At 67.7% G+C, this 25,129-nt stretch carries 26 protein-coding genes; 8 read left to right on the top strand and 18 right to left on the bottom strand.

Going from position 1 to position 25,129, the window contains the following annotated elements:
- The first annotated feature begins 20 nt into the window (after positions 1-20).
- Positions 21-1,064 carry a bifunctional UDP-4-keto-pentose/UDP-xylose synthase gene (locus tag J2739_RS09815; RefSeq protein WP_309900961.1) on the top strand — a complete coding sequence of 348 codons (1,044 nt, stop codon included), beginning with the start codon at positions 21-23 and terminating at the stop codon, positions 1,062-1,064.
- A 5-nt stretch (positions 1,065-1,069) separates the two neighbouring features.
- The gene (locus J2739_RS09810) at positions 1,070-1,981 is read left to right on the top strand and encodes a polysaccharide deacetylase family protein (protein WP_309900959.1); all 912 of its coding nucleotides are present in this window, start codon (positions 1,070-1,072) and stop codon (positions 1,979-1,981) included.
- A gap of 45 nt (positions 1,982-2,026) precedes the next feature.
- On the opposite strand, the gene J2739_RS09805 is transcribed toward J2739_RS09810, so the two are convergent.
- The 7 genes from J2739_RS09805 to J2739_RS09775 all read right to left on the bottom strand — a co-directional run bounded on the left by J2739_RS09805 (position 2,027) and on the right by J2739_RS09775 (position 8,863).
- The gene (locus tag J2739_RS09805; protein WP_309900957.1) at positions 2,027-2,794 is read right to left on the bottom strand and encodes a class II aldolase/adducin family protein; all 768 of its coding nucleotides are present in this window, start codon (positions 2,792-2,794) and stop codon (positions 2,027-2,029) included.
- 188 nt (positions 2,795-2,982) lie between these two features.
- Entirely contained in the window at positions 2,983-3,804 is an 822-nt protein-coding gene (locus J2739_RS09800; RefSeq protein WP_309900955.1) for an alpha/beta fold hydrolase, read from the bottom strand.
- A gap of 84 nt (positions 3,805-3,888) precedes the next feature.
- Complete coding sequence (locus tag J2739_RS09795) at positions 3,889-5,490, bottom strand: MFS transporter (protein WP_309900953.1); 1,602 nt, start codon at positions 5,488-5,490, stop codon at positions 3,889-3,891.
- Positions 5,483-5,893: a DoxX family protein gene (locus J2739_RS09790; protein ID WP_309900951.1), complete on the bottom strand. Its 411-nt coding sequence runs from the start codon at positions 5,891-5,893 to the stop codon at positions 5,483-5,485. The genes J2739_RS09795 and J2739_RS09790 overlap by 8 nt, the downstream gene beginning before the upstream one ends.
- The gene (locus tag J2739_RS09785; RefSeq protein WP_309900950.1) at positions 5,893-7,794 is read right to left on the bottom strand and encodes an amidohydrolase; all 1,902 of its coding nucleotides are present in this window, start codon (positions 7,792-7,794) and stop codon (positions 5,893-5,895) included. The genes J2739_RS09790 and J2739_RS09785 overlap by 1 nt, the downstream gene beginning before the upstream one ends.
- 104 nt (positions 7,795-7,898) lie before the next feature.
- Positions 7,899-8,189 (bottom strand): XapX domain-containing protein, encoded by a 291-nt coding sequence (locus J2739_RS09780; RefSeq protein ID WP_309901111.1) that lies wholly within the window; start codon positions 8,187-8,189, stop codon positions 7,899-7,901.
- A gap of 20 nt (positions 8,190-8,209) precedes the next feature.
- A complete protein-coding gene (locus tag J2739_RS09775; protein WP_309900948.1) occupies positions 8,210-8,863 on the bottom strand; it encodes a hydrolase in 654 nt (217 codons plus the stop codon).
- A 179-nt stretch (positions 8,864-9,042) separates the two neighbouring features.
- Here J2739_RS09775 and J2739_RS09770 point away from each other — a divergent pair, with 179 nt between their 5' ends.
- Positions 9,043-9,960, top strand: a complete 918-nt coding sequence (locus tag J2739_RS09770; protein ID WP_309900946.1) for a LysR family transcriptional regulator — start codon at positions 9,043-9,045, stop codon at positions 9,958-9,960.
- A 59-nt stretch (positions 9,961-10,019) separates the two neighbouring features.
- Here J2739_RS09770 and J2739_RS09765 read toward each other — a convergent pair whose 3' ends face one another.
- The 7 genes from J2739_RS09765 to J2739_RS09735 are packed head-to-tail and all read right to left on the bottom strand — an operon-like array spanning position 10,020 to position 16,298.
- Entirely contained in the window at positions 10,020-11,117 is a 1,098-nt protein-coding gene (locus J2739_RS09765; protein WP_309900944.1) for an ABC transporter substrate-binding protein, read from the bottom strand.
- Between the two features lie 58 nt (positions 11,118-11,175).
- A complete protein-coding gene (locus J2739_RS09760) occupies positions 11,176-12,063 on the bottom strand; it encodes an ABC transporter permease (RefSeq protein WP_309900942.1) in 888 nt (295 codons plus the stop codon).
- 13 nt (positions 12,064-12,076) lie between these two features.
- A complete protein-coding gene (locus J2739_RS09755; RefSeq protein ID WP_309900940.1) occupies positions 12,077-12,928 on the bottom strand; it encodes an ABC transporter ATP-binding protein in 852 nt (283 codons plus the stop codon).
- Positions 12,925-13,716, bottom strand: coding sequence for an alpha/beta fold hydrolase (locus J2739_RS09750; protein WP_309900938.1), 792 nt, complete (start codon positions 13,714-13,716; stop codon positions 12,925-12,927). Before J2739_RS09750 ends, J2739_RS09755 begins: the two co-directional genes overlap by 4 nt.
- Positions 13,713-14,120 carry a VOC family protein gene (locus J2739_RS09745; RefSeq protein WP_309900936.1) on the bottom strand — a complete coding sequence of 136 codons (408 nt, stop codon included), beginning with the start codon at positions 14,118-14,120 and terminating at the stop codon, positions 13,713-13,715. Before J2739_RS09745 ends, J2739_RS09750 begins: the two co-directional genes overlap by 4 nt.
- A gap of 4 nt (positions 14,121-14,124) precedes the next feature.
- Positions 14,125-15,726 carry an FAD-dependent monooxygenase gene (locus tag J2739_RS09740; protein ID WP_309900934.1) on the bottom strand — a complete coding sequence of 534 codons (1,602 nt, stop codon included), beginning with the start codon at positions 15,724-15,726 and terminating at the stop codon, positions 14,125-14,127.
- Positions 15,727-15,728: 2 nt separating this feature from the next.
- On the bottom strand, positions 15,729-16,298 hold the full coding sequence (locus J2739_RS09735; protein ID WP_309900932.1) for a GAF domain-containing protein: 570 nt from the start codon (positions 16,296-16,298) through the stop codon (positions 15,729-15,731).
- A gap of 74 nt (positions 16,299-16,372) precedes the next feature.
- Here J2739_RS09735 and J2739_RS09730 point away from each other — a divergent pair, with 74 nt between their 5' ends.
- The gene (locus J2739_RS09730; protein ID WP_309900930.1) at positions 16,373-17,344 is read left to right on the top strand and encodes a LysR family transcriptional regulator; all 972 of its coding nucleotides are present in this window, start codon (positions 16,373-16,375) and stop codon (positions 17,342-17,344) included.
- A 666-nt stretch (positions 17,345-18,010) separates the two neighbouring features.
- Positions 18,011-18,415 carry a hypothetical protein gene (locus J2739_RS09725; RefSeq protein ID WP_309900928.1) on the top strand — a complete coding sequence of 135 codons (405 nt, stop codon included), beginning with the start codon at positions 18,011-18,013 and terminating at the stop codon, positions 18,413-18,415.
- A 93-nt stretch (positions 18,416-18,508) separates the two neighbouring features.
- On the opposite strand, the gene J2739_RS09720 is transcribed toward J2739_RS09725, so the two are convergent.
- Entirely contained in the window at positions 18,509-19,045 is a 537-nt protein-coding gene (locus tag J2739_RS09720; protein WP_309900926.1) for a peroxiredoxin-like family protein, read from the bottom strand.
- 34 nt (positions 19,046-19,079) lie between these two features.
- Between J2739_RS09720 and J2739_RS09715 the strand changes: the two genes are divergently transcribed.
- The 3 genes from J2739_RS09715 to groL all read left to right on the top strand — a co-directional run bounded on the left by J2739_RS09715 (position 19,080) and on the right by groL (position 22,113).
- A complete protein-coding gene (locus J2739_RS09715) occupies positions 19,080-19,952 on the top strand; it encodes an AraC family transcriptional regulator (RefSeq protein ID WP_309900924.1) in 873 nt (290 codons plus the stop codon).
- A 130-nt stretch (positions 19,953-20,082) separates the two neighbouring features.
- Positions 20,083-20,376, top strand: a complete 294-nt coding sequence (gene groES / locus J2739_RS09710; protein ID WP_309900922.1) for a co-chaperone GroES — start codon at positions 20,083-20,085, stop codon at positions 20,374-20,376.
- 84 nt (positions 20,377-20,460) lie between these two features.
- Positions 20,461-22,113 carry a chaperonin GroEL gene (gene groL / locus J2739_RS09705; protein ID WP_309900920.1) on the top strand — a complete coding sequence of 551 codons (1,653 nt, stop codon included), beginning with the start codon at positions 20,461-20,463 and terminating at the stop codon, positions 22,111-22,113.
- 78 nt (positions 22,114-22,191) lie between these two features.
- Here the strand turns inward: groL and J2739_RS09700 are convergent, their stop codons facing one another.
- The 3 genes from J2739_RS09700 to tal all read right to left on the bottom strand — a co-directional run bounded on the left by J2739_RS09700 (position 22,192) and on the right by tal (position 25,111).
- Positions 22,192-22,530 (bottom strand): DUF805 domain-containing protein, encoded by a 339-nt coding sequence (locus J2739_RS09700; RefSeq protein WP_309900918.1) that lies wholly within the window; start codon positions 22,528-22,530, stop codon positions 22,192-22,194.
- An 83-nt stretch (positions 22,531-22,613) separates the two neighbouring features.
- The gene (gene pgi, locus J2739_RS09695; protein ID WP_309900916.1) at positions 22,614-24,161 is read right to left on the bottom strand and encodes a glucose-6-phosphate isomerase; all 1,548 of its coding nucleotides are present in this window, start codon (positions 24,159-24,161) and stop codon (positions 22,614-22,616) included.
- Positions 24,158-25,111: a transaldolase gene (gene tal / locus J2739_RS09690; RefSeq protein WP_309900914.1), complete on the bottom strand. Its 954-nt coding sequence runs from the start codon at positions 25,109-25,111 to the stop codon at positions 24,158-24,160. The genes pgi and tal overlap by 4 nt, the downstream gene beginning before the upstream one ends.
- Positions 25,112-25,129 lie beyond the last annotated feature (18 nt).

Genomic DNA, 25,129 nt, shown 5'->3' with positions numbered 1-25,129 from the left:
TCTCCTCCGAAGCAAACACCATGCTCAAAGTCCTCATCCTCGGCGTCAACGGCTTCATCGGCCACCACCTGACGCGCCACATCATGGAGCGCACCGACTGGCAGGTGCACGGCATGGACATGCAGTCCGACCGCGTTGCGCCCTGGCTCGACAACCCGCGCTTCCATTTCTTCGAAGGTGACATCACCATCAACAAGGAGTGGATCGAATACCACGTGAAGAAATGCGACGTGGTACTGCCGCTGGTCGCGATCGCGACGCCGGCGACCTACGTGCGCGAGCCGCTGCGCGTGTTCGAGCTCGACTTCGAGGCCAACCTGCCGATCGTTCGCCAGTGCGTGCGCTACAACAAGCGCGTGGTCTTCCCCTCGACCAGCGAGGTCTACGGCATGTGCAGCGACGAGAGCTTCGACCCCGAGTCCTCCCACCTGGTGTACGGCCCGATCAACAAGCCGCGCTGGATCTACGCCTGCGCGAAGCAGCTGATGGACCGCGTGATCCACGCCTACGGCCAGCAGGAGGGGCTTCGCTACACGCTCTTCAGGCCATTCAACTGGGTCGGCCCCGGGCTGGACAGCCTGCATGCGCCCAAGGAAGGCTCCAGCCGCGTGCTCACGCAGTTCCTCGGCCACATCGTGCGCGGCGAGCCGATCCGGCTGGTCGACGGCGGCAGCCAGCAGCGCGCCTTCACCTACGTCGACGATGGCATCTCGGCGCTGGTCAAGATCATCGCGAACGAGGGCGGCATCGCCGACGGCAAGATCTACAACATCGGCAATCCGGACAACAACCTGTCGATCCGCACGCTCGCCCAGATGATGCTGGATCTGGCGCGCACCCTGCCCGAATACCGCGACGCGGCGGCCGCCGTGGACCTGGTCGACATCGCGTCGGCGGACTACTACGGCAGCGGCTACCAGGACGTGCTGTACCGCGTGCCCGACATCCGCCGCACCACCGCCGACCTGGGTTGGAAGCCCACCGTCGGGATGCCGGAGGCACTGCGCGAGATGTTCGCCTACTACCGCGACCAGGCCGCGGCCGCCGCCGACCTGGAAGCCTGAGGGCGATGGCGCGGATCGCACTGAAGATCGACGTCGATACCTGGCGCGGCACACGAGAAGGCGTCCCTGCCCTGGTCCGCCTGCTGGCGGCGGAGCGCTGCGGCGCGAGCTTCCTCTTCAGCCTGGGACCGGACCATACCGGCCGCGCCATCCTGCGGGTGCTGCGCCCGGGCTTCCTCGGCAAGGTCTCGCGCACCTCGGTGCTCGAGCACTATGGCCTGCGCACCCTGCTGCATGGCGTGCTGCTGCCGGGCCCGGACATCGGCCGCCGCGAAGCCGCCACGCTGCGCAGCGTTCGCGACGCCGGATTCGAAGTGGGCGTGCATTGCTGGGACCACGTGCGCTGGCAGGACCGCCTGCTGAGCCGGGACGACGCCTGGGCCGAGCGCGAGATGCGCCGGGCGCTGCAGCGTCATGCCGAGGTGTTCGGTGCCCCGGCCCGGCTGCACGGCGCCGCGGGCTGGCAGTTCAATCCGGCGGCGGCGCGAGCAGAAACGGCTTTGGGCATCGAGTTCGCCTCCGACACGCGCGGCAGCCATGCCTTCGTCCCGGTGGCGGACGACGGCACTGCCCTCGGACCGCCGCAGTACCCGACCACCCTGCCGACGCTGGACGAACTCATCGGCGTCGACGGCACCACGGCGGACAACGTGCACCAGCACCTGCTGGAACGGACCGAGCGGACAGCGCAGGACCAGGTCTACACGCTGCACGCCGAACTCGAGGGCATGAAGCTGCGCGATGTCTTCGAGCGCCTGATCGCCGGCTGGCGCGCGCAGGGGCACGAGCTCGTCGCATTGGGCGCGCTGCACGGCGCGCGCAGCACCGAGACGCTGCCGCGCCACCGCCTCGCGCTCGGCAGCGTCCCCGGCCGCTCCGGCCTGCTCGCGCTGCAGGGCGCGGCCTGGCAAGGCTGAGCCGGAAGCTCCGCGGGGGCTCCGGCTCCGTCCGCGCGCGAAGCTCTACAGCTTGTAGCTGTCGTCGACGCGATCCAGCTTGCGGATCAGCGCAGGCCAGACGAAGGCGCCGCCGAGGCCGCCGGTCTGCACCTTCAGCGCCTGGCCCACGCCCTCGACGATCCTTGGATCGACCTGCGTGAGTTCACCACCGCCCGCCTGGGCGGCGATCTGGATCTGGCAGGTGTTCTCGAAGGTGTACATCGAGAGGAAGGCATCGGCGATGGTCTTGCCCACCGTGAGCAGGCCGTGGTTGCGCAGCATCAGGAAGTTGGCCTCGCCCATGTCGGCCTGCAGGCGCGGCTTCTCCTCGTCGCGGAAGGCCACGCCCTCGTAGTCATGGTAGGCCAGCGAGGCCAGTACGAAGGTCGACTGCTGGCTGATCGGCAGCACGCCGTTCTTCTGTGCGCTGACCGCGATGCCGGCGCGCGTGTGCGTGTGCAGCACGCACTGGATGTCCGGCCGCGCCGCGTGCACCGCACTGTGGATCACGAAGCCGGCGGGGTTGACGGGGTACGGCGAAGTGATCACCTTGTTGCAATCCCGGTCGACCTTGATCAGGCTCGATGCGGTGATCTCGTCGAACATCAGTCCATAGGGATTGATCAGGAAATGGTGTTCAGGCCCCGGCACGCGCGCGCTGATGTGGGTGAAGACGAGGTCGCTCCAGCCGTGCAGGGCGACCAGCCGGTAGCAGGCCGCGAGGTCCACGCGCAGCTGCCATTCTTCGGCGGAGACGAGCTTCTGGATTTCGGACGGTGCGTTGGCGTTCATGGGTCTCCTTCGAAGTGGGTCGGGCCTCACTGTAGACCTGCGCTTGGTGCTCGACTGTCAAGAATCTGACAATGCGGGGCCCTGGTCAACCCCGCAGCCGCATGCATGCCCGTGTGCCGCCCGGCACATGGAGGTCAGCCCGCCGTTCGTCGACTCGTTCAGCGTCGCGATGACGGGCGACCTTGTCGTCAGCCCTTGATGAACGCCAGCAGGTCGGCGTTCACTTGGTCGGCATGCGTGTTGCAGGTGGCATGCGGCGCGCCGGCGTAGACCTTGAGCTGGCTGTTCTTGATCATCTCGGCCGCGAGCTTGCCGGTCGCCTCGAAGGGCACGACCTGGTCGTCATCCCCGTGGATCACGAGCGTGGGCACGTCGATCCTGGCCATGTCGGGACGGAAGTCGGTTTCCGAGAATGCGGTCACGCAATCGATGGTGGCCTTGATGGAGGCTTGCAGCGCGATCTGCAGCGTCTGCTTGAACACGCCCTGCGAAACCTTGGCGCCAGGACGGTTCGTGCCATAGAACAGCGTGCTGAAGTCGTCGAGGAACTGCGGGCGGTCGGCGACCAGGCCGGCGCGGATACCGGCGAACAACGACGCGTCCGGACCCACCGGATGGTCGCCCGTCTTCATGAACAGCGGCGTCACGGCGCTGATGAGCGCCAGCTTCGCGATGCGCGCCGTGCCCTTGCGCGCCACGTAGCGCGTGACGTCGCCGCCGCCCATGGAGAAGCCCGCGAGGATCACGTCCTTCAAATCGAGCTTCTCGATCAGCTCGGCGATGTCGTCCGCGAAGGTGTCGTAGTCGTAGCCGGTCCACGGCTGGCCGGAACGCCCGAAACCGCGGCGGTCGAACGCGATCGTGCGGTAGCCGCGTTCCGCGAAGAACAGCATCTGCGCGTCCCACATGTCCGCGCTCAGCGGCCAGCCATGGCTGAACACGATGGGCTGGCCCGAGCCCCAATCCTTGTAGTAAAGCTCGGTGCCGTCACGCAGAGTGAGAGTGGTCATGGTTTTCCTGTGGAGTGGAGTGGAGGGAAATCGGAAATGAATGAAGGCGCGGGCTCGACTTCGACGCACCGTTCAAAGGAGACATCAGAGCGAAAGGAAATGATGCACCTCGGGCTTCCCGGGACCGATGTGGAAGCGCAGGGCTTCATTCTGCAGGTCGGCGTCGGCATGCGACACGCGGTGGTGCTGGCGCAGGTGCTCCGCCCACGACTCCACGAGGAACCACTCCATCACCCGCTCGGGATCGCTGGTGTGCTCTGTCAGGCCCCAGGCGTAGGCGCCGTCGCGGCGGCGTTCCAGCGACAGGCGCTTCATCGCCTCGAGGAAGCCCGGCCGGTCTTCCTTGCGGATGCGGTATTCGACCTGGATCATCACGGGGCCGCGGTCGTTCGCAATGGGCTCGGTCACCAGCGGCTCGGGCCAGTGGTTGGAGGGCTGCAGGTCCTGCTCCCCGGCCGGCAGCCGCGCGCGATGCAACAGCAGCGCTGCCACCACCAGGCCGGCAGCACCGGCCACCAGCGTGGCGGGCACGCCGATCTGATGCGCGACCAGGCCCCAGCCGAGGCTGCCGGCAGCCATCGCGCCGTTGAACACGGTGAGGTACACCGCCAGGCCGCGCGCCCGCACCCAGTTCGGCAGGATCGACTGGGCCACGCCGTTGAGCGTGGTCAGCGCAATGATCCAGCCCACCCCCAGCAGCAACAGCAGCAGCACGGCCAGCCACTTCGGCGGCGCGAACACCAGCGCCGCCATCACGGCAGCGGTGATCACCGAGGCCAGCAGCACGAGCCCGTCGGCGTCGAGCCGCTCGCGCAGCCGCGGCATGACCAGCGCGCCGGCGATGGCACCCGCGCCCACCGCGCCCAGCAGCACGCCATAGAAGCTCGCGGTGCCGCCCAGCATCTGGCGCGCCACGAGCGGCAGCAGCGCCCACACCGAACTGGCGAACAGGAAGAACACGGCCGCGCGCAGCAGCACGCGGTGAAGTTCGCGACTGGCGCGCGTGTAGCGCACGCCGGCGCGGAAGGCGCCCAGGAAGTTCTCGGAAAGACCGCTGTCGACCGCGGCCGGCCGCTTCCACCAGATCAGTGCGGCGATCACCAGCGCGTAGCTCAGCACGTCGGCACCGTAGGTCACGGCCGCGCCGAAGCTCGCCAGGATCAACCCGCCGGCCGCCGGCCCGATGGAACGCGCGATGTTGATCCCCAGCGAATTCAGCGCCACTGCGCTCTTCAGCTCCTCCCGCGGCACCAGCTCGGGCACGATCGATTGCCAGGTCGGCCCCATCAGCGCCGCGCCGACGCCGCCGAGGAACGTCAGCGCGATCAGGTATTCGACGGTGAGCGTGCCCGTGTGCGAGAGCACCAGCAGCACGCCGCTGACGCCGGCCAGCATCAGCTGCACGAAGATCAGGAGACGCCGGCGATCGAGGATGTCCGACAGCACGCCCGCCGGGATGGCCAGCAGGAAGACCGGCAGCGTGGCTGCGGCCTGGATCAGCGCCACCGCCGTCGGGCTGGCCGAGAGATCGGTCACCAGCCACGCGCTGGCCACGTCGCGCATGAAGCTGCCGATGTTGCCCAGCACGGTGGCGGCCCACAGCACCGCGAAGACCGACTGCCGCAGCGGCGCGAAGCTGCTGGCGCGCGCGGTGGCGCCCTGCCCGCTCTTGACGGACTCAGTCATGGCCGCGCCCCTGCAGGTCGTGCCAGGCCACCAGCAGGAAGCCGCCGACCAGGCCCAGGTGCTCGAAGAACGAGTTGGCAGCCATGAAGCGCTCCGGCTGCGTCATCTCCCAGAAGCGCAACGCGACGAAGGTGGCCAGCAGCGTGAAGCCGGCCAGCGCCAGCGCGCCGAGCCAGCGATAGAAGCCCGTGAGGATGAGCGCCGCGGCACCCAGCTCCAGCACGATCACTGCGACGGCCATCGGCGCCGCCGGCGACAGGCCGAAGTGGTTCATCTCGGCGATGGCCGATGCGAAGTCCGTGGCCTTGTTGAAGCCGCCCTGCAGGTAAGCGGCGCACAGCAGCAGCAAGGCGAACCAGCGCAGGGCGGCTCCGGGTTGCAAGCGTGATGCGGTCGCGCCCATCACACCGCCCAGCAGGCGCAACCCAGCGCGCCCCAGAAGCTCTTCAGGTCGGCCACGGGCAGCTTGCTGCTCCAGGCCGTCGCATGCCGGTGGCCGTGCACGTTGCAGTCGTTGGCGCAGGCGCATGCGGCCGCCGCCTTGTGCAGCACCTTCTGCATCGGCGCGCCTTCCGCGCGGTGGGCGGTGTCGGCCCAACCCGCGTAGCCGCCGAAGGTGCGTGCCGGCGACCAGTCGGGCATGGCCGCGGGCGGCGTGCCTTCATCCAGAGGCGCGAACGGGCCGGCGCCGAAGACCACCTTGCCGCCCACCATGGTCAGCAGTGCGGTGATGTCGGCGATCTCCGACTCGGGGCAGGCGAAGAAGTCCCGGTCGGGCACGATCAGATCGGCCAGCTGGCCGGCCTCGATGCGGCCCTTCTTGCCGACCTCGTTGGAGAACCAGGTGACGTTCTCGGTCCACATGCGCAGCGCCGCTTCGCGGTCGAGGCAGTTGCGCTGCGGGTAGAGCTGCATGCCGCCCACCGTCTTGCCGGTGACCAGCCATGACAGCGATACCCAGGGGTTGTACGAGGCCACGCGGGTCGCGTCAGTGCCGGCCGAAACCTTCACGCCCTTTTCGACCATGCGCTTTACGGGCGGCGTCGCTTCCGCCGCGCCGGCGCCGTAGCGCTCGACGAAATACTCGCCCTGGTAGGCCATGCGGTGCTGCACGGCCACGCCGCCGCCGAGCGCCGCGATGCGGTCGATCGACTTCTCGGAGATAGTTTCGCAGTGGTCGAAGAACCAGTTCAGGCCGGCCAGCGGCGTGTCTCGATCGACCTTCTCGAACACGTCGAGCGCGCGTTCGATGGTCTCGTCGTAAGTGGCATGCAGGCGCCAGGGCCACCGGTTCTGCGCGAGCACGCGCACCACTTCCTCCAGCTCGCCTTCCATCTCGGGCGCCATGTCGGGGCGAGGCTGGCGGAAATCCTCGAAGTCGGCGGCCGAGAACACGAGCATCTCGCCCGCACCGTTGTGGCGGAAGTAGTCGTCGCCCTGCTTGTACTGGGAGGTGGCGGTCCAGTTCAGGAAATCCTGCTTCTCCTGCTTGGGCTTCTGCGTGAACAGGTTGTAGGCCAGGCGGATGGTGAGCTGCCCGGCATCGGCCAGCTGCTGGATCACCTGGTAGTCCTCGGGGTAGTTCTGGAAGCCGCCCCCTGCATCGAGCGCGCCGGTCACGCCGAGCCGGTTGAGCTCGCGCATGAAATGCCGCGTGGAGTTCAGCTGGTACTCGAAGGGCAGCTTGGGGCCCTTGGCCAGGGTGGCGTAGAGGATGGAGGCGTTGGGCTTGGCGAGCAGCAGCCCCGTGGGGTTGCCGGCGCTGTCGCGCACGATCTCGCCGCCGGGCGGCGCCGGCGTGTCCCTGGTGTAGCCCACGGCGCGCAGCGCGGCGCCGTTGAGCAGCGCGCGGTCGTACAGGTGCAGGATGAACACGGGCGTGTCCGGCGCCACGGCGTTCAGCTCGGCCAGGGTGGGCAGGCGCCTTTCCACGAACTGGTGCTCGGTGAAGCCGCCCACCACGCGCACCCATTGCGGCGCGGGCGTGTTGGCGACCTGGCGGCGGAGCATGCCCATGGCATCGGCGAGGCTCTTCACGCCGTCCCAGCGCAGCTCCATGTTGTAGTTGAGGCCGCCGCGGATGATGTGCAGGTGGTTGTCGATCAGCCCCGGCAGCACGCGCTTGCCCTGCAGGTCGATCACGCGGGTGCCGGCGCCGGCCAGCGGCAGCACCTCTTCGCTGCGCCCGACGCGCGTGAAGCGGCCGTCCTTGATGGCCACGGCGCCGGCGGTGGGGTTGGCGCGGTCCAGCGTGGTGAAGCGGCCGTTGTGCAGGATCAGGTCGGGGATGGCGGAGCCTGTCATGTCGGAAGTTCTTTGCGCGTTGGAGGGAGACGTTGCCGTCCCGGCAAGGGCTGCACCGAGCGTGCCGAGGCACAACCGGCGGCGCCGTTCGTCGAAGGGATCGCTCATGACGCCTTGCGTTCGGTGATGGCGGCGGCCTCGACCGTCCCGGCGGCCCGGGTGCATTGCGGCAGCTCGCCGAACACATGGGGCTTCACCTGGTGCTGCAGCCATGAGGTGGCCGCAGCGTCGGGCCTGATCATGCTCTTGACGAGCGGCGGGATCTGCTCGCCGAGCAGGATGCCGAGAAGCCCCACGAGGGCGATGACCGGCGGTGCCGGCGAGCGCACCTGGAACAGTGCGTAGATCACGCCGACCAGCAGGCCGAGCGCGAGCGACAGGACGTAGGGCTTCATGTTCGTGCTCACCGCCCGATTCAGCCTTCGTGCGCGCCGAACATGGTCTTGGCGTAGGTCACGCCCAGGCCGTAGGCGCCGCCGAGCTTCCTGGCGATGCCGGTGGTCATTTCGTACGTGTCGGTGCGGGCCCAGTCGCGTTGCAGCTCGAGCAGGTACTGCAGCGAGGTCATCGGCTGCGCGCCGGCCTGCACCATGCGATCCATCGCGCGGTTGTGCGCCTCGGCGGACACGTCGCCGCAGGCGTCGGCGATCACGTACACCTCGAAGCCCTGGTCGAGTGCCGAGAGCGCCGGCCCCACGATGCACACGCCGGTCCACAGGCCGGAAAACACGATGCGCTTCTTGCCGATCTCGTTCACGCGGTCGATCACGGCCGCGTCTTCCCAGGTGTTCATCGAGGTGCGGTCGAGCATCTTCTGGCCCGGGAACGCGTCGGTGATCTCGCTGAACATCGGGCCCGAGAAGCTCTTCTCGGCCACGGTCGTGAGGATGGTCGGCACGCCGAAGCCGGCCGCGGCATGCGCCACCAGCGCGGCGTTGTTGCGAAGGTTGACAGCGTCGATCGAATGCGTGGCAAAGGCCATCTGCGACTGGAAGTCGATCATGACCAGCGTGTGGTCCTTGGGCGTGAGCAGCTTGGCGCCGGCGGTAGGGGTGGCTTTGATGGACATGAAGGGACTCCGCGATGAAGGGGGTGGGAAAGTTCGAATTCGATTGAATTCACAATGAGGCTCGGAGTCATCTCCAAGGGCCGGCATGAATCATCGGGCTTTGTGCGGGGCCAATTGGCGAAACATTTTGGCCCCTATCATCGAATCTGTCGAACATGGATCGTCGAAAGGAGCGTTGCGTGCTCAAGCTCAGCCTGGAAGCCATCGAGACGGTCGATGCCATCGACCGCCACGGCTCGTTCGCGGCCGCCGCCGCGCGCCTGAACAAGGTGCCCTCCACCATCTCCTACGCGGTCGGCAAGCTCGAGGAGCAGCTCGGCATGCAGCTCTTCGAGCGGAAGGGGCCGCGCGTGACGCTCACCGCCGCCGGCGGCGAGATGCTCAGGGAGGGGCGCTGGCTGCTGGAGGCCGCGAGCGAGCTCGAATCGCGCATGCGGCAGATCGCCACCGGTTTCGAGTCGGAGCTGCGGCTGGTGCACGACTCGCTGATCCCGACGCAGGCGCTCATCGACGACGTGCGCGCCTTCGAGGCCTTGCGCTGCGGCACGCGGCTGCGCATCGGCTGCGAGGCACTCACCGGCAGCTGGGAAGCACTGCGCGAGGCGCGCGCCGACGTGGTCATCGCCGCCGGGGAAGGCCCGGCCGGCGGCGGCTACCAGGCCGTCCAGGTGGGCAGCCTCGACTTCGTGTTCTGCGTGGCGCCCGGGCATGCGCTCACCCGCGTGGGCCGTCCGCTGCAGCGCGGCGACCTGCTGGAGCACAACGCCATCGTGGTCGGCGACAGCGCGCGCAGTCTGTCGGACCGCACCGTCGGCCTCATGGCCGGCCAGCCTCGCATCGCCGTGCCGTCGATGACCGCGAAGATCGCCTGCCAGGTGGCCGGCCTCGGCCACGGCTTCCTGCCGCGCGCGTGCATCGAGCGCGAGCTGGCGCACGGCACGCTGGTCGCGCTGCAGATCGAGGAGCCCCGCGCGCCCGAAGCCTTCTGGCTGGCGTGGAAGACGGGCGCCAAGGGTCAGGCGCTGCAGTGGTGGGTGAAGCGGCTGAGCCGGCCGCTGGTGCCGGCCTTGTTGCCGCGATCCACATCGGCGCCGTAGCCGCAGGGCGATCTCCGCGGTCGCAAGGCCGGCCCGGCGCGGCGCGCCTGCCGGGACGGCTACAGCCTGAAGGCTTTCGCCATCTCCACCACCGCCCGCTTGTCGAAGGCGTTGATGTCGTCGATCAGTTCGTTGGAGAACAGACGGTTCGGATCGCCCAACGCCTCGGGCAGCCTGGGGTTCTTGCTGCTGTCGGCGCTCATCTCGATGTTGGCCCTCCATTCGGCCAGCGAGGACGCGCCCATGCGCTGGTCCGGGTCGTCGGGGCGCCGCATCCAGCTGTTCTTGCGGTCCTTGAGGATGAAGACGAGCTCCTTGCGCGCCTCTTCCTCGGTGCGGCCCTTGGGCTTGCTCTCGGGGTACACGGCCCAGTGCAGATCGATGCCGGCATCGAGGTTGTGGTGCGCGAAGAGGGTGGACTTGGCGATGCCCTGGAACAGCGCCACCAGGTTCTTGCGCTCCTTCTTCAGCAGCTCGCGCGGCACGCAGATCCAGCCCGATCCCACCTGGGCGAACTTCGGCGTGAGGGGCACATAGCGCAGCGCGGTGCCGACGAGTTCGATGCGGGCCGCCGCGGTGTCGAAGGCCACCATCGCATCGACGCGGTCGTTGTCGATCGCCGCGCCGGCGGGCGCGCCGTCGCCGATGGCGATGTACTCGCACGTGTCGTCCTTCAGTCCGAGCTCGGCGAGCATGGTCTTGGTGATGACGATGCCGCTGTCGCCCTGGCTGCGCACGCCGATGCGCTTGCCGGCCAGGTCGGCCGCGGTCTTGATCGGGCTGCCCGGCTTCACCACGATCACGTTGGCATTGCGCGGCAGCCACTTGTAAACGCTCACCAGGTCCAGCGTCGGGTCCTTGGCCATTGCCGGCAGCAGGATGCCGGGCACGGCCGGACCGAAATCCACGTGCCCGCCGCGCAGGCTTTGCAGCGCCTGCGTCATGCTCGACATGTTGACGTACTCCACGTCCACGCCGGCGGGCTTGTAGAAGTCGAGCTTGGGATGCTGGCCGGCGGTGACGAAACACTGCTGCGGGTCGTTGACCGCCGCGGTGTTCGCCACCTTCATCACGCGCAGCTTCTGCGCCAGAGCCGGCAAGCCGCCGGCCAGCCCGAGGGCACCGAGGCCCCGTCCGAAATCACGTCGTGTCAACATGGTCCACTCCAAGCGTTCAGGTCGTGCGGCTGGAAGCGCCCGCCGCATCACGGGGCGATCAGGCGTTCACGGTGCGTTGCGCGCTGTCCGCGGGCATCCAGTGCAGCACCCGCCGCTGCACGCGGCGCAGCAGGCTCGTCAGCAGGATGCCGATGAGCGAGAGCACGACGCACACCGCGAAGCTGCCGCCGGTGTCGGCCTGTGCCTCCATCTGCAGGATCAGCACGCCCAGGCCGGCCTGCGCGCCGACGAACTCGCCCACCACGGCGCCGACCACGCTGAAGGCGGCGGCCATGTTCAAGCCGGCAAAGATGTAGGGCAGCGCGCTCGGGAACCTGGCCTTGCGGAAGATCTGCCAAGGCGTGGCCGACAGCGAGCGCAGCAGGTCGATGCGGTCCGGGTCCACCGCCTTGAAGCCGGCGATGCTGGTCACCAGCACGGGAAAGAAGGTGAGCAGGCAGATGATCACCACCTTGGAGCCGATGCCGAAGCCCAGCCACACCACGATGATCGGCGCCACGGCCACCTTGGGCACGCTCTGCAGCGCGGCCACGTAAGGCTCCAGCAGCGCCTCCAGCTTCGGCATCTGCGAGACCACGATGCCGATCGCCAGGCCGATGCCGCCGCCGACGAAGAAGCCCAGCAGGATCTCGGCGAGCGTGACCCCGCCGTGGTACCAGAAGCCGTCCTTCGCCATCGGGCCGGCGGCGAGGCCGCGCCACAGCGCGACGCCGATGTCGCTGACCGGCGGGACCAGGTGCCTGGGCACCTTGAAGAGGCGCACGGCCCCCTCCCACGCGCCGAGCAGCGTGATCAGCAGCAGGAGGGATTGCACGCGGGCGGATGCGAGCGGGTTCGCACGGCGCGGGCGCCGCGCCGTGATCGGCCGGGCGGTGGCGTCGCCGGGCTGCGCGGCGGCGGGAGCGGTGAACATGGCGGTCGTCATGGCGGGCACCCTTTCAGTCGAACGAAGCGGCATGCGAGAAGCGCTCGCGGATCGAAGCGGAGGCCGACGCGAACGCCGGATGCGACATCACTTCCATCGTTCTCGGGCGCGGCAGGTCGATGTGCAGCACGCGCTCCAGCGTGCCCGGGCGGGGCGACATCACGAAGACCTTGTCACCGAGGAACACGGCCTCGGGAATGGAGTGCGTGATCAGCACCACGGTCTTGCCGCTTTCCATCCAGATGCGCTGAAGCTCGAGGTTCATGCGCTCGCGGGTCATCGCGTCCAACGCGCCGAAGGGCTCGTCCATCAGCAGGATCTTGGGGTCGTGCAGCAGCGCCCGCGCGATCGAGGCGCGCTGCTGCATGCCGCCGCTCAGTTGGCGCGGCAGCTTGTGCTCGAAGCCGTCGAGGCGGACCATGTGCAACAACTGCATGGCGCGCTCGCGCGCCTGCTTGCTGTTCAGGCCGAGCACTTCGGCCGGCAGCATCACGTTCTCGAGGATGGTGCGCCAGGGCAGCAGGATGGAGCTCTGGAACACGACCCCGACGTCGCGCCGCGTGCCGCGGATCGGCTGGCCATCGAGCACCACGCTGCCGGCGTCGTAGTCGAGCAGCCCGGCCAGGATGCGCAGCAGCGTGCTCTTGCCGCAGCCGCTGGGGCCGACGATGGTGACGAAGCTGCCCTGGCCGATGGTGCAGTCGATGTCCTTCAGGGCGAGCACGCCTTCGCCGCCGCCACCAAAGAGCTTCGACAGTTTCTCGATGCGGATGTAGTCGGACCTGGGTCCTGCTCCCTCCCCCGACCGGTGAAAGCCGGGTTGGGGCCGCCCCGCAGCAACTGCGGCCGTGAGGATCGTGTTCATGCCTTGTCTCCTGCAGGGTCGAGGAAGCGAACCACGTGGCGCGCCAGCACCTCCGGCGCCTGCATCGCCGTCACATGGCCGATGGCCGGCAGCAGCACCGCGTCGGCGCCGCGGATGCGGCCCGCCATCGCCAGCGTCACCGTGGGCGGCACCACGCGATCGAGCTCGCCGGCCAGCACGAGGGTCGGCGCAACGATGTCGGCCACGCCTTTCTCCAGCGTCGTCGCCACGGTCGCGGCACGCCGTGCGGATCGCGACGACGCCGGTCTCGCATCCGCGAACACGCGCCGCAGCTCCGGCCGCTGCTGCAGGAAGGCTTCGGGGAAGAACCAGGTCGCCAGTTCCTCCGCTGTCGCCGGCAGGCCGCGCCGCAACTCGGCCAGGCGGCGCCCGTCCGGACACAGCTCTTCGTAGGGCCGGGGCAGCGGCCAGGTGCTGGCCAGCACCAGTCGGTCGACCGAACGGGGATGAAGCAGCGCCAGGGCCTGCGCCACCCGCCCGCCGAACGACGAGCCGAACACATGCGCCCGCTTGAGCCCCAGCGCCTTGATCAGGCGGTGCGCGTCGTTCGCCAGGTCGACCAGCGTCGCAGTGCGCTCGGGGCCCTCCGTCTCGCCGCAATCGCGCTGGTCATAGGAGATCACGGTGAAGCGCCTGGCGAGGCAGGGCACCAGCGCGCGGAACATCTGGCGCGTGGCCTCCGCGCCGTGCATCAGCAGCAGCGCCGGGCCGCTGCCTTCGCGGTCGAAGGCGACGCGCACCTCGCCGGCCTGCACGAAGTCGGTCATGGCGCGCCCCCTTCTTCCTCGCTCATCCAGAAGGTCATCTCGATCTTCAGTCCCCGGGGGTCGTGCAGGAACAGCTGATGGATACCCCAGCCCGGAATCGGCGCCTCGCTGAACGGCACGCCCAGCGCCGCGAGGTGCTCGCGCATCTCCCTCAGGCCTCGCGCGCGGAACGAAATGTGGTCCACGTGGCCGGTGGCTGGCTGCATCGCCGCGTCAGGCCTTGCAAGGTGCGCATACAGATGCACGATCGGCTGGCCGTCCGCATAGAGCCAGGCGCCGGGCGCGGGGATCTCCGGCCGCGCGCCGGCCTGCAGGCGCATCACGCGCGTGTAGAAGTCGACCAGCGGCGGCAGCTCGTCCGGCGTGCAGCGGATCGTGAAGTGATGCAGTGCGTTGACGGGCATGGCATCAATCCAGCAGCCTGGCGAGCACGGCGGACAGCTCGGCCGCGGGGTCCGGGGGCGTCCATGGCATGCGGAAGGCGACGTGCCCGTCCGGCCGCACGAGCACTGCGCCGCGCAGGCCGAGCAGGAGGCCGTCCTTCTCGTGCGAGTCCTCCAGCTGGCGTGCCTGCACGACGCGCCCGTTCCGGCCGGAAACGGCATGCGCCGCCTCCATCCACGCATCGGCCTTCGGCCCCGCGACCAGCACGAACGCCTTGTCGAACCAGTCGAGGGTGGTGTGGCGGCGCGCCCGGTCCAGCCAGAGATGCGGAAAGCGCGCACCGGGCCGATCGGTGGGCTCGTACCAGCGCGCCCGCATCACGTGCCGGCCGGTCCCATCGTCGATCACCGCGCCGTCTTCATAGCAGAAGCCCAAGGACTGCCCGATGCTGTGGATGTGGTTGTCGCTGTCGCGGATCCAGAAGTCGATCCGGTCCGCGTTGCCGGAACGCAGCGCCTCGTCGCACTGGACGAAGCGCGCCGCGTTGTGCAGGCTGAAGTCGGCGTTCGACTCGGCGACGGGGCGGCGCTCGCGTTCGTAGCTGTCCAACAGGCGCGGGCCGGCGCGCCCCGTCAGCACGAAGGCCAGCTTCCATGCGAGGTTGTGCGCGTCCTGGATGCCGGAGTTCATGCCGTAGCCGCCGTTCGGCGGAAAGCGATGCGCCGAGTCGCCCACCAGGAGCACGCGGCCCTTGCGGAAGCGCGCGGCGACCTGTCGGCTCATGCGCCACACCGAGCGGTTGATGACCTTGACCTCGAGGTTGGGCACGCCGGCGACGGTGCGGGCGAGCCGCACCACCTCGTCGTCGGTTCGCTCGCCGACGCGCTCGTCCGTCTCGCGGCCCACGGGCAGGAGGTTCAGCCACCGGTCCTTGCCGTTGGTGTTGAGCACGGTGGTGATCGGGTACGGCGAATCCTTCGCGTACACACGCCAGCCGGCGCAGGTGGCGGCATCGCGCACGTGCGAGAGGTCGGCCTGCCAGAACTCGTTGGCCATCACCGCCAAGGTCGCCGGGCCGCGCATCTCGATGTCTGCCTGCCGACGCACCGCGCTGGCGGCGCCGTCCGCGGCGATCAGGTACTGGGCCTGCCAGGTGGTGGTCTCGCCGGTGTCGAGCTGGCGGCTGGTCACGGCGATGCCGATCGCACCTTCGTCATAGTGCAAGAACTCGTGGCCATACAAAATGCGGCCGAGCTCGCTCTTGCGTGCATGAGCCAGCAGCTCGAGTTCGACGGTGTCCTGCGACTGGATGATCTTCCAGCACGGCGAGTGGCCGATGTTCGGCTCGGGGTTGGTGCGGCCCCACTCGTGCCCTGTCATGGATTCGCAGAAGGCGAAGAAGTCGGCGCCGTCGGGCAGCGCGTGGCGCTTCATGAGGCCGTCGATGCCCCACTGGCGGAAGATCTCCATGGTGCGGGTGTAGGTGCCGCGCGCCTTCGGATGATCGGTGGTCGTCGGACTGCGTTCGAGCAGCACGAAATCGATGCCGAAGCGCTGCAGCAGGATCGCCATCGAGAGGCCCACCGGGCCACCCCCGACGATCACGACAGGGACTTTGCTTTGCATGGTCAAGCCTCCAGGGGCGAAGTGAGGGACGCGGCCGTGAAGCGGTACGCCAGGCCGGGCGCAGCCGGCACCCAGCGCGCCGCCGCCAGGGCCAGCAGGCGGATGCCAAGGATTTCGTGCGGCAGCCACTGCGGGCGCGTGCCGAAGACGTTGAAGGTCGCGTAGCAGAGCCCGCCCTGGAGCAGCGGCACGTTGACCACGCTCTGCAAGCCATGAATGCGCATGTCCTCGAAGTCGTCGAAATGGCGCGCCAGCGCTTCCTTGCCCTCGCCGACGAACACGCGGCCCCGCAGGAAGATGCATTCGGTCCACGGCGTGAGCGTCTTGCGCTTGGTGCCGTTGACCGGGTAGCGCCCGCCTTCGGACGAGTAGAAGCGGCAGAGGCGGATTTCGTCGGCCGGGTCGCACTCCGTGGTCACGTTCTGCTGGATGCTGAAGATGCCGCCGCCGGCGATCACGCGCCGGACGAGGTCGACCTGGCGCAGTGCAGCGTCGGCGCTGGGTGCCTCGGCGAGCACGTCCAGGAAGTTGGCCACGAGGGCCGTGAGCGTCGATGCGGTGGCTGCGGGCATGGAGAAAGTCTAGGCGCCGCAATTCACCAATTTCGACTAAATTCTGATGACCCGATAACCGTGGAGTTATGGCCTTGCCGACCGCACGAGACCCCGCCGCCGACCTGCAGCACGCGCTGCTCACCCGCTTGCGGCTGCGCCAGCTCTCGCTGCTTCAAGCCGTCGACCGGCATCGAACCCTGGGGCGCGTGGCCGCCGAGATGCGCCTCAGCCAACCGGCGATCACGAAGGCGCTGCGCGAGGTGGAAGATATCTTCGGCGGCAGGCTCTTCGAGCGCACCAGCCGTGGCTTGGTGCCCACGCCGGCGGGTGAGGCGGTGCTTCGCTATGCGCAGCGCTGGCTTGCGGAACTGGAGGCCACCACGCGCGTGCTCACGTCGCTGGAGGCCGGCCGCAGCGGACGCCTGCGCCTGGGGCTGACGCAGCAGGTCCCGCAGCGGCTCCTGTCCGCGGCGCTCACGCATCTGCTGGACCGGACGCCACGCATGGCCGTGATGACGCGCGAGGGGACGACGGACGAACTCGTCGCCGGCCTCGTCGCGCGCGAGCTCGATTGCGCGATCGGACGCTCTTACGACGGCGATGCGACGGGCCTGGTGCAAGAGGCGATCCACGAGCAGGAGCCCTGCCTGGTGGTGGCTGCGAAGAGCGTCAAGCGGCTGTCGCGCGGCCCCCTGGACTGGGCGCGGCTGGCCGAACTCGACTGGATCCTGCCGCCGCCGAACACGCCGATGCGCCGGACCTACAACGCGATCTTCGTCGGCGCCGGCGTGCAGCCCCCGGTGCCGATGCTAGAGACGACCTCCATCCGCAGCATGGAGACAGTGCTGCGAACGGAGCCGAACGCGATTTCCATCCTGGCGCGCGATGTGGTGGCCGAGATGGAACAGGCCGGACACTGGGCAGCGCTGCCGTATCGCCTGAGCTGGAACCTACCTCCGGTGAGCTTCTTCACGCTGAAGGAGCTGGAAGGGCATCCGATGGTGCAGTCGCTGCGGGCCGTGGTGGTGGCGACGGCGCGGGGAATGCAGCGGAAGGTGGGATGACGGTTCGTTCATCCCGAGGCCGATAGCTGAACCGAGGCAGGGGCCCAGGGCGCGATGCCAGGCTATTTCTTCGTCGATGCGGCCGACGGCGTTGCGGGCGTTGCCGGTGTGGCCGGTGTGGCAGGAACTGCTGGCGTGGTTGCCGTGGCAGGGCTGGCCGGCGTCGCTGGGGTTGCGGGTGTCGCAGGCGTGGCGGCGTTGGCCGAGCCGGTGGCGCTGGCATTGGAGCTTGCAGAGTTTCCAGGGCCGTTTCCGGAAGCAGCGCTGGCTCCAGCCGCACCCCCGGTGCCGCTTCCAGCTCCGCCGCCGGAACCGCTGCCTGCGCCCGCTCCGCCACCTCCCCCGCCACCACCGCCGCCGCCGGCGGCGTAAACCGAGGGCACCATGCTGGCACCCAGAAAGATTGCAATGAGCGCGGGGGCAACAAGCCGTTGATGCAGTTTCATTTGAGTTCCTTTGCGATGCTCGAACTCGTGAGTGTCGTTCGCGTCGGTGACCGTGACAGTGGGCAAAAACGGTAGCGATTCGTAGGAGAAACCCCGGCCAGAAGATGTCCTTCGCCGACTGCGGCCAGCGTCCTACCGCATCGTCTCGAACGCACCGACTGGTCGGCTGGACGGGGCGACAAACCCTGTCTTGTGTGCGGATGCACTACTGGAGGTCTTCATGAAAGCCATCTTGAACGTCATCGGTCTTGCCGCAGCGGCCACGGTCCTTGCCGCATGCTCCACCCGCGTCACCCACGAAGTCGTGCGCGAACAACCCATCGTGCAGCCGCAATCGACCGTGGTCGAACGCGTCGCGATCGTCCAGCCACCGCCGCCTCCGCAAGAGACGGTGCCGCCCGCTCCCGCCCCCAGCGGCTATAGCTGGGTGCCTGGGCACTACGTCTGGCGCAACGGCGGCTGGCAGTGGGAGTCCGGCCAATGGCGAACCGGCACCATACGCGCCATGCCGCCCATGCGCGAAGAAACGCCACCGTCGCCGCCACAGTCGGGTGCACGTTGGGTGCCGGGCTACTGGAACTTCGCAGGCAACGATTGGGTGTGGATCAATGGCCATTGGCAGTAAGCGCTGCCGTCACTGATCGTTGGCGGGCTTCGGAGCTGCGGCTCGACTTGCCGCTCTCCGGGCCTGCGCCACTTGCCCCTTGCAAGCTGTGGTTCACACAGCGCCGACATACTCGCCACGTGCCGGATAGTCGTTCTTGATGATGAAATCAATAGCCTGGACCATCTCCCCGAAGTTCGGGCGCACGAATGGCATCGACTGCACGGACAAGTAGTAGATGGTGCGGTCGGGTTGGACCAGGAACACACCAGGTTCCGAAAACAGGGCCGGTTCCTCGATGCCAATGGACGTCTTGCCCCGAGATGCGGAAATGTAGAGCCCCCATTTCCTCGCGTCGGCCAGGCTCAGGCCCCATCCAATGCGCAGGTCCTTGGCGCCCACCTTTTCTGCCATGGCCCGGGCGCGCGGTTCTTCGTCTGAACTGATGGCGATGGTGGTAACGCCGCGCTGCGCGAATGCAGCGGTCTGCCGCTCCAGTTCCTTCAGGTAGTTGGCACAGATCGGGCAGTGCAGCCCTCTGTAGAAGCAGACGAGCGTCATGAAGTTCGGACGTTCTTCAGCGAGGTCGAAACGGCCGTGCTCCAGCGTGTCGAGCGCCAGCGCGGGAGCTGGTTGTCGGGGAATGAGCATTGAATGTCCCTCAGCGTGGGTCGCAAAGTTGCAGATGAGCGCCGAGGATTTCATACTTTGGGGAATCAATGCTCCACAGTACATGATCCAGAATCCGCAATCGAGTCGAAAGGTCGACCGGCTCACGGCCTTCGTTCAGACCTTCAAGCTGGCGGCCACGGTCGTCCCACTGCCGATGGTGGCGAGAGGGCCGGCGCTCGTCGTCGCCGGCACGGCAGACGGGCGCTTGGGCCGGGTGGTTTTCCGATCGGAAGGGTTCGACCGATTTCCGCAGGACGGGCTGGTCGCCGTGCAGGTCGAATTCGACAATGACACGAACCCGTTGATGAATGCGATGCCAGAGGAGGTCTCGATCCAACTGGATGAGGTGCCTGCGCTTCGGGCCACCGTGGCTGCTTTCCTGGCCGAAGCCTTCGGCAGCCGGTGCGGGCGTACCGCCGCACTGGACCGGCTGGCCGAGGTGATCGTGCTGATGGTGCTGAGAAGGGCAATTGATTCGGGCACAACCGAGTCGGGCCTGCTTGCAGCGCTTGCCCATCCGTCGCTGCATCGAGCCCTGGTCTCGATCCACGACATGCCGTCGCGCGCCTGGAGGGTCGACGACCTCGCCATGCAGGCCGGAATGTCCCGCAGTCACTTCATGGCGTTGTTCCACGCGGTGGTCGGCACGACCCCCATGGCCTATCTCACGGCTTGGCGCATGACCTTGGCACGTCGCCAACTTCAGGCCGGCGACACCGTCAAGTCCGTGGCCCGGCGCGCCGGCTTCGGTAGCGCCGCCGCGTTTTCGCGCGCGTACGCTCGCGCGCATGGATCTGCGCCGAGGTCGGCGAGATCGTCGCGACCCGGGCGACAAGAAATTCCAGGTAAGTTGAAAAGCGAGAGCGAAGGCGCCTTTCCCGCTTGAAAGCGTCAGATTTGCCCTTATGATTAGCACTCGCTGGACAGGAGTGCTAACAACACCCTTCCAGTGGCTGAGCAGTCGGCCGCAGGTCGCCGCTCGAACCGACCCCCCCGTTTCTTATCCAGGAGATGCAATGAAACTTCGTCCTTTGCACGATCGCGTGATCGTCAAGCGCATTGAAAGCGAAACCAAGACCGCCTCGGGCATCGTGATCCCCGACAACGCCGCCGAGAAGCCCGACCAGGGTGAAGTGCTGGCGGTCGGTCCTGGCAAGAAGACCGACAAGGGCGATCTGGCCGCGATGAGCGTCAAGGTCGGCGACCGCGTCCTGTTCGGCAAGTACAGCGGCCAGACCGTCAAGGTCGATGGCGACGAGCTTCTGGTCATGAAGGAAGACGACCTGTTCGCAGTCGTCGAAGCGAAGTGATCTTGTGGGATGGACGCGGCCAGCGCAAAGCGCTGGCCCGCTCCGTCCTCCACTGACTAGTCAACATTTTTTCGGAGAAATCTCATGGCAGCAAAAGACGTAGTCTTCGGCGGCGAAGCCCGCGCCCGCATGGTCGAAGGCGTGAACATCCTGGCCAACGCGGTCAAGGTCACCCTGGGCCCCAAGGGCCGCAACGTGGTGCTCGAGCGCTCCTTCGGCGCTCCCACCGTCACCAAGGACGGCGTGTCGGTCGCCAAGGAAATCGAACTCAAGGACAAGCTCCAGAACATGGGCGCCCAGCTCGTGAAGGAAGTGGCCTCCAAGACCTCGGACAACGCCGGTGACGGCACCACCACCGCGACCGTGCTGGCCCAGGCCATCGTGCGCGAAGGCTTCAAGTACGTGGCCGCCGGCATGAACCCGATGGACCTGAAGCGCGGCATCGACAAGGCGGTCACCTCGCTGGTCGAGGAGCTGAAGAAGGCCTCGAAGGCCACCACCACCTCGAAGGAAATCGCGCAGGTCGGCTCTATTTCGGCCAACAGCGACGAGACGATCGGCAAGATCATCGCTGACGCGATGGACAAGGTCGGCAAGGAAGGCGTGATCACCGTCGAAGACGGCAAGTCGCTGGACAGCGAGCTGGAAGTCGTCGAAGGCATGCAGTTCGACCGCGGCTACCTGTCGCCCTACTTCATCAACAACCCCGACAAGCAGAGCGCGATTCTCGAGAACCCGTTCGTGCTGCTGTTCGACAAGAAGATCAGCAACATCCGCGACCTGCTGCCGACGCTGGAACAAGTCGCCAAGGCTGGCCGCCCGCTGCTGATCATCGCGGAAGAAGTCGAAGGTGAAGCCCTGGCCACGCTGGTGGTGAACACCATCCGCGGCATCCTGAAGGTCGTGGCCGTCAAGGCGCCCGGCTTCGGCGACCGCCGCAAGGCCATGCTGGAAGACATCGCCATCCTGACGGGCGGCAAGGTCATCGCCGAAGAAGTGGGCCTGACGCTCGAGAAGGTGACGCTGGCTGACCTGGGCCAGGCCAAGCGCATCGAAGTGGGCAAGGAAAACACCATCATCATCGACGGCGCCGGCGCTGCAGGCGATATCGAAGCCCGCGTGAAGCAGATCCGCGTGCAGATCGAGGAAGCCACCAGCGACTACGACCGCGAGAAGCTGCAAGAGCGCGTGGCCAAGCTGGCCGGCGGCGTGGCAGTGATCAAGGTCGGTGCCGCCACTGAAGTCGAGATGAAGGAAAAGAAGGCCCGCGTCGAAGACGCCCTGCACGCCACCCGCGCTGCGGTGGAAGAAGGCGTGGTGGCCGGCGGCGGCGTGGCGCTGCTGCGTGCCAAGCAAGCCGTGGGCGACAAGCTCAAGGGCGACAACGCTGACCAGGACGCCGGCATCCGCCTGGTGCTCAAGGCCATCGAAGCGCCGCTGCGCGAGATCGTGTTCAACGCCGGCGGCGAAGCCAGCGTGGTGGTGAACGCGGTGCTGGCCGGCAAGGGCAACTACGGCTTCAATGCGCAGAACGACACCTATGGCGACATGCTCGAGCTGGGCATCCTGGACCCGACGAAGGTCACCCGCACCGCACTGCAGAATGCTGCTTCCGTGGCCTCGCTGCTGCTGACGACCGAAGCCATGGTCGCCGAAGCGCCGAAGGACGAAGCGCCTGCCGGCGGCGGCATGCCCGACATGGGCGGCATGGGTGGCATGGGCGGCATGGGCATGTAAGAAGGCCCGGCGCTTTCGCCAACAAAAACCCCGCGGCGCAAACCGCGGGGTTTTTTTATTTGGGGCCGCCCGAAAGGCTCAGGCTGTCGCGAGAGGCGGTGCGCCGTATTCATTGCTGTCGGTCTGGCTCGGCTGCACGGTGAAGTACAACAGCACCAGGTTCACGAGCGGGATCAGGCCCAGCAACAGCCACCACCCGCTCTTGCCGATGTCGTGCAGCCGGCGCGCGCCGGCCGCCAGCAGCGGCAGCAGGAAGGCGAGAACGACGAGGCCGTAGACGACCTGGTGAATGAAGCCGGCCACGATCGCGGTGATCACGTAAGCCAGCACGAACCACCAATACTCGGACCGCGAGGCGCGGCCGCTGAAGTCCACGTATTTGCTGAAGCAGGTCTTGACGGCTTCTTGAAAATTCATCGAACAACTCCTCTAGATAGTTCCCACGGGAAAACTCCCGCGGCCATCATAGGGGGGGTCCACCAGCTCTTGATGACGATGCGCTAGCGCAGCCGGGCCAGCAGGCCGGCCGTGGAGGCGTCCAGGCCGGCCGTGTCGCCGGAGGCCAGCCGCGGCTCGATGTCCTTGGCCAGCACCTTGCCGAGTTCCACGCCCCACTGGTCGAAGCTGTTGATGCCCCAGAGCGCGCCGCTGGTGAACACCCGGTGCTCGTACATCGCGAGGAAGGCCCCCAGCGCCTCCGGGTTCAGCTGGTCGAAGACGAAGAAGCTGCTGGGCCGGTTGCCCGGGAAGTTGCGGTGCCCGCCGGCATCTTGCTGGCCGATCATCAGCGCCTGCGCCTGCGCGAGCGCATTGGCCAGCAGCTTGGAATGGTGGCCCTCCAGGTCGTGCGCGGGCTCGCGCACGGCGAGAAACTCCAGCGGAATCACGTCCGTGCCCTGGTGCAGCATCTGGAAATAGGCATGCTGCCCGTTGGTGCCGGGCTCGCCCCACAGCACCGGCGAGGTGCCCAGCGGCAGCGTGGCGCCGCTGGCGTCGACCTGCTTGCCGTTGCTCTCCATCTCCAGCTGTTGCAGGTAGGCCGGCAGACGTTGCAGCGCGCTGTGATAGGGCGCAATGCTGCGGCTCGTGAAGCCATGGAAGTTGCGGTACCAGACATCGAGCAGCCCCAGTCGCACCGGCAGGTTCCGGGCGAGCGGGGCGCTGCGGAAATGCTCGTCCATCGCGTGGGCCCCGGCCAGGAGACGGCGGAAGCCCTCGGCCCCGATGGCCAGCGCGATCGGCAGGCCGATGGAGGACCACAGCGAATAACGTCCGCCCACCCAGTCCCAGAAGCCGAAGGTGGTCTCGATGCCGAAGGCGCGCGCGGCTTCGACGTTGGTGGTGAGCGCGGCGAAATGGTGGGCGATGTCGACGTTGCCGGACTGCTCGAACCAGCGTTTGGCCGAATGCGCGTTGGCCATGGTCTCTGCCGTGGTGAAGGTCTTGGAGGCCACCAGGAACAACGTGTGTTCGGGCGCCAGCCCCCGCAGCACGCCGGCGAGCTCGTGGCCATCCACGTTGGAAACGAAATGAAAGCGCTTGCCAGGCGCCACGTAGGCATCGAGGGCGCGCACGGCCATTTGGGGCCCGAGGTCCGAACCGCCGATGCCGATGTTGACCACGTCGGTGATGGTGTGGTCGGTGCGCACCTGCTCGGCATAGGCCAGCATGGCGTCGAGCGTGGCGTGCACCTGGGCCAGCTCACCCGCGAGGGATGGCGGCACGTTCATCGAAGCCGGTGCGCGCAGCAGGGTGTGGAGCACGGCGCGGTCCTCGGTCGCATTGATGTGCTCGCCGGCGAACATCGCGTCGCGATGGGCTTCGAGTCCGGTCTCGCGGGCCAGCGCCAGGAGCAGGTCCTCGGTCTTCGCGTCGATCAGGTTCTTGGACAGATCGGCGAAGAGATGCGGCGCCGACTGGCTGAAAGCGCCGAAGCGCTGCGCATCGGCGGCAAAAGCCTGGCGGAGGTCGAAATTGCGACCCGCCGCCTCGTAGTGCGCCTGAAGCCGGCCCCATGCCGGCGTGCGATCGCAGCGTGTTCGCGTCATGCGACCTCCTCCATCAAGGTTTCCAGCTTGACCGCGTCGGCCGCGAAGGCGCGGATGCCCTCGGCCAGTTTCTCCGTGGCCATCGCGTCCTCATTGAGCGCGAAGCGGAAGGCCGGCTCGTCCAGCACCAGCTTCGGGATGTCGAGGGCCTGCGCAGCGTCGGCGTCCAGCGCATGCGCCAGCGGTGCCTCGCTGGCAGCGAGCTCGGCCAGGAGCTCGGGGCTGATGGTCAGCAGGTCGCAACCCGCCAGCGCTGCGATCTGGCCCATGTTGCGGAAGCTCGCGCCCATCACCTCGGTCCGGATGCCGTGCTTCTTGTAGTAGTCGAAGATCTGACGCACCGACCTGACGCCGGGGTCGTTGGCGCCGGCGCGGGCTGCTTCGTCCCAGGCGCTTCCGGCTGCCTTCTTATGCCAGTCGTAGATGCGGCCGACGAAGGGCGAGATCAGCTGCACGCCCGCCGCGCCGCAGGCCACCGCCTGTGCGAAGGAGAAGAGCAGCGTCAGGTTGGTGTGGATGCCCTTCTGCTCCAGCCGGCGCGCCGCCTCGATGCCTTCCCAGGTGGCGGCGATCTTGATCAGCACGCGCTTTTCGGTGTCGATGTCCGCGGCACGGTAGAGCGCCACGATGCGCTCGGCCCTTGCAACGGTAGCCGCCGTGTCGAAGCTGAGCCGCGCGTCCACCTCGGTCGAGACGCGCCCCGGAATGAGCGAGAGGATCTCGGTACCGAAGCGCACCAGCAAGCGGTCGATGATCTCGTCCGTCGCGAGGCTGCCGTGCTTCTTCACCGCCTCGTCGAGCAGGGGCCGGTACTCGGCTTTCTGCACCGCCTTGAGGATGAGCGAGGGATTCGTCGTCGCGTCCTGGGGCTTGAACTGGGCCAGCTGGCGGAAATCGCCGGTGTCGGCCACCACGGTGGTCCACTGTCGGAGTGCATCGAGTTGGTTCATGCGGCCATTATCCCGCCG

The sequence above is a fragment of the Variovorax soli genome, assembly GCF_031454625.1.
Lineage (GTDB): Bacteria > Pseudomonadota > Gammaproteobacteria > Burkholderiales > Burkholderiaceae_C > Variovorax > Variovorax soli_A.
Note: the sequence above shows the minus strand (reverse complement) of the source record. Positions and strands in the feature narration are given on the sequence as shown.

What these genes read in the sequence shown, in the direction of transcription:
- J2739_RS09815 (WP_309900961.1), top strand. Translation starts at nt 21, where the DNA reads ATGCTCAAAGTCCTCATCCTCGGCGTCAACGGCTTCATCGGCCACCAC.
- J2739_RS09810 (WP_309900959.1), top strand. Translation starts at nt 1,070, where the DNA reads ATGGCGCGGATCGCACTGAAGATCGACGTCGATACCTGGCGCGGCACA.
- J2739_RS09805 (WP_309900957.1), bottom strand. Translation starts at nt 2,794, where the DNA reads ATGAACGCCAACGCACCGTCCGAAATCCAGAAGCTCGTCTCCGCCGAA.
- J2739_RS09800 (WP_309900955.1), bottom strand. Translation starts at nt 3,804, where the DNA reads ATGACCACTCTCACTCTGCGTGACGGCACCGAGCTTTACTACAAGGAT.
- J2739_RS09795 (WP_309900953.1), bottom strand. Translation starts at nt 5,490, where the DNA reads ATGACTGAGTCCGTCAAGAGCGGGCAGGGCGCCACCGCGCGCGCCAGC.
- J2739_RS09790 (WP_309900951.1), bottom strand. Translation starts at nt 5,893, where the DNA reads ATGGGCGCGACCGCATCACGCTTGCAACCCGGAGCCGCCCTGCGCTGG.
- J2739_RS09785 (WP_309900950.1), bottom strand. Translation starts at nt 7,794, where the DNA reads ATGACAGGCTCCGCCATCCCCGACCTGATCCTGCACAACGGCCGCTTC.
- J2739_RS09780 (WP_309901111.1), bottom strand. Translation starts at nt 8,189, where the DNA reads ATGAAGCCCTACGTCCTGTCGCTCGCGCTCGGCCTGCTGGTCGGCGTG.
- J2739_RS09775 (WP_309900948.1), bottom strand. Translation starts at nt 8,863, where the DNA reads ATGTCCATCAAAGCCACCCCTACCGCCGGCGCCAAGCTGCTCACGCCC.
- J2739_RS09765 (WP_309900944.1), bottom strand. Translation starts at nt 11,117, where the DNA reads ATGTTGACACGACGTGATTTCGGACGGGGCCTCGGTGCCCTCGGGCTG.
- J2739_RS09760 (WP_309900942.1), bottom strand. Translation starts at nt 12,063, where the DNA reads ATGACGACCGCCATGTTCACCGCTCCCGCCGCCGCGCAGCCCGGCGAC.
- J2739_RS09755 (WP_309900940.1), bottom strand. Translation starts at nt 12,928, where the DNA reads ATGAACACGATCCTCACGGCCGCAGTTGCTGCGGGGCGGCCCCAACCC.
- J2739_RS09750 (WP_309900938.1), bottom strand. Translation starts at nt 13,716, where the DNA reads ATGACCGACTTCGTGCAGGCCGGCGAGGTGCGCGTCGCCTTCGACCGC.
- J2739_RS09745 (WP_309900936.1), bottom strand. Translation starts at nt 14,120, where the DNA reads ATGCCCGTCAACGCACTGCATCACTTCACGATCCGCTGCACGCCGGAC.
- J2739_RS09740 (WP_309900934.1), bottom strand. Translation starts at nt 15,726, where the DNA reads ATGCAAAGCAAAGTCCCTGTCGTGATCGTCGGGGGTGGCCCGGTGGGC.
- J2739_RS09735 (WP_309900932.1), bottom strand. Translation starts at nt 16,298, where the DNA reads ATGCCCGCAGCCACCGCATCGACGCTCACGGCCCTCGTGGCCAACTTC.
- J2739_RS09725 (WP_309900928.1), top strand. Translation starts at nt 18,011, where the DNA reads ATGAAAGCCATCTTGAACGTCATCGGTCTTGCCGCAGCGGCCACGGTC.
- J2739_RS09720 (WP_309900926.1), bottom strand. Translation starts at nt 19,045, where the DNA reads ATGCTCATTCCCCGACAACCAGCTCCCGCGCTGGCGCTCGACACGCTG.
- J2739_RS09715 (WP_309900924.1), top strand. Translation starts at nt 19,080, where the DNA reads ATGAGCGCCGAGGATTTCATACTTTGGGGAATCAATGCTCCACAGTAC.
- groES (WP_309900922.1), top strand. Translation starts at nt 20,083, where the DNA reads ATGAAACTTCGTCCTTTGCACGATCGCGTGATCGTCAAGCGCATTGAA.
- groL (WP_309900920.1), top strand. Translation starts at nt 20,461, where the DNA reads ATGGCAGCAAAAGACGTAGTCTTCGGCGGCGAAGCCCGCGCCCGCATG.
- J2739_RS09700 (WP_309900918.1), bottom strand. Translation starts at nt 22,530, where the DNA reads ATGAATTTTCAAGAAGCCGTCAAGACCTGCTTCAGCAAATACGTGGAC.
- pgi (WP_309900916.1), bottom strand. Translation starts at nt 24,161, where the DNA reads ATGACGCGAACACGCTGCGATCGCACGCCGGCATGGGGCCGGCTTCAG.
- tal (WP_309900914.1), bottom strand. Translation starts at nt 25,111, where the DNA reads ATGAACCAACTCGATGCACTCCGACAGTGGACCACCGTGGTGGCCGAC.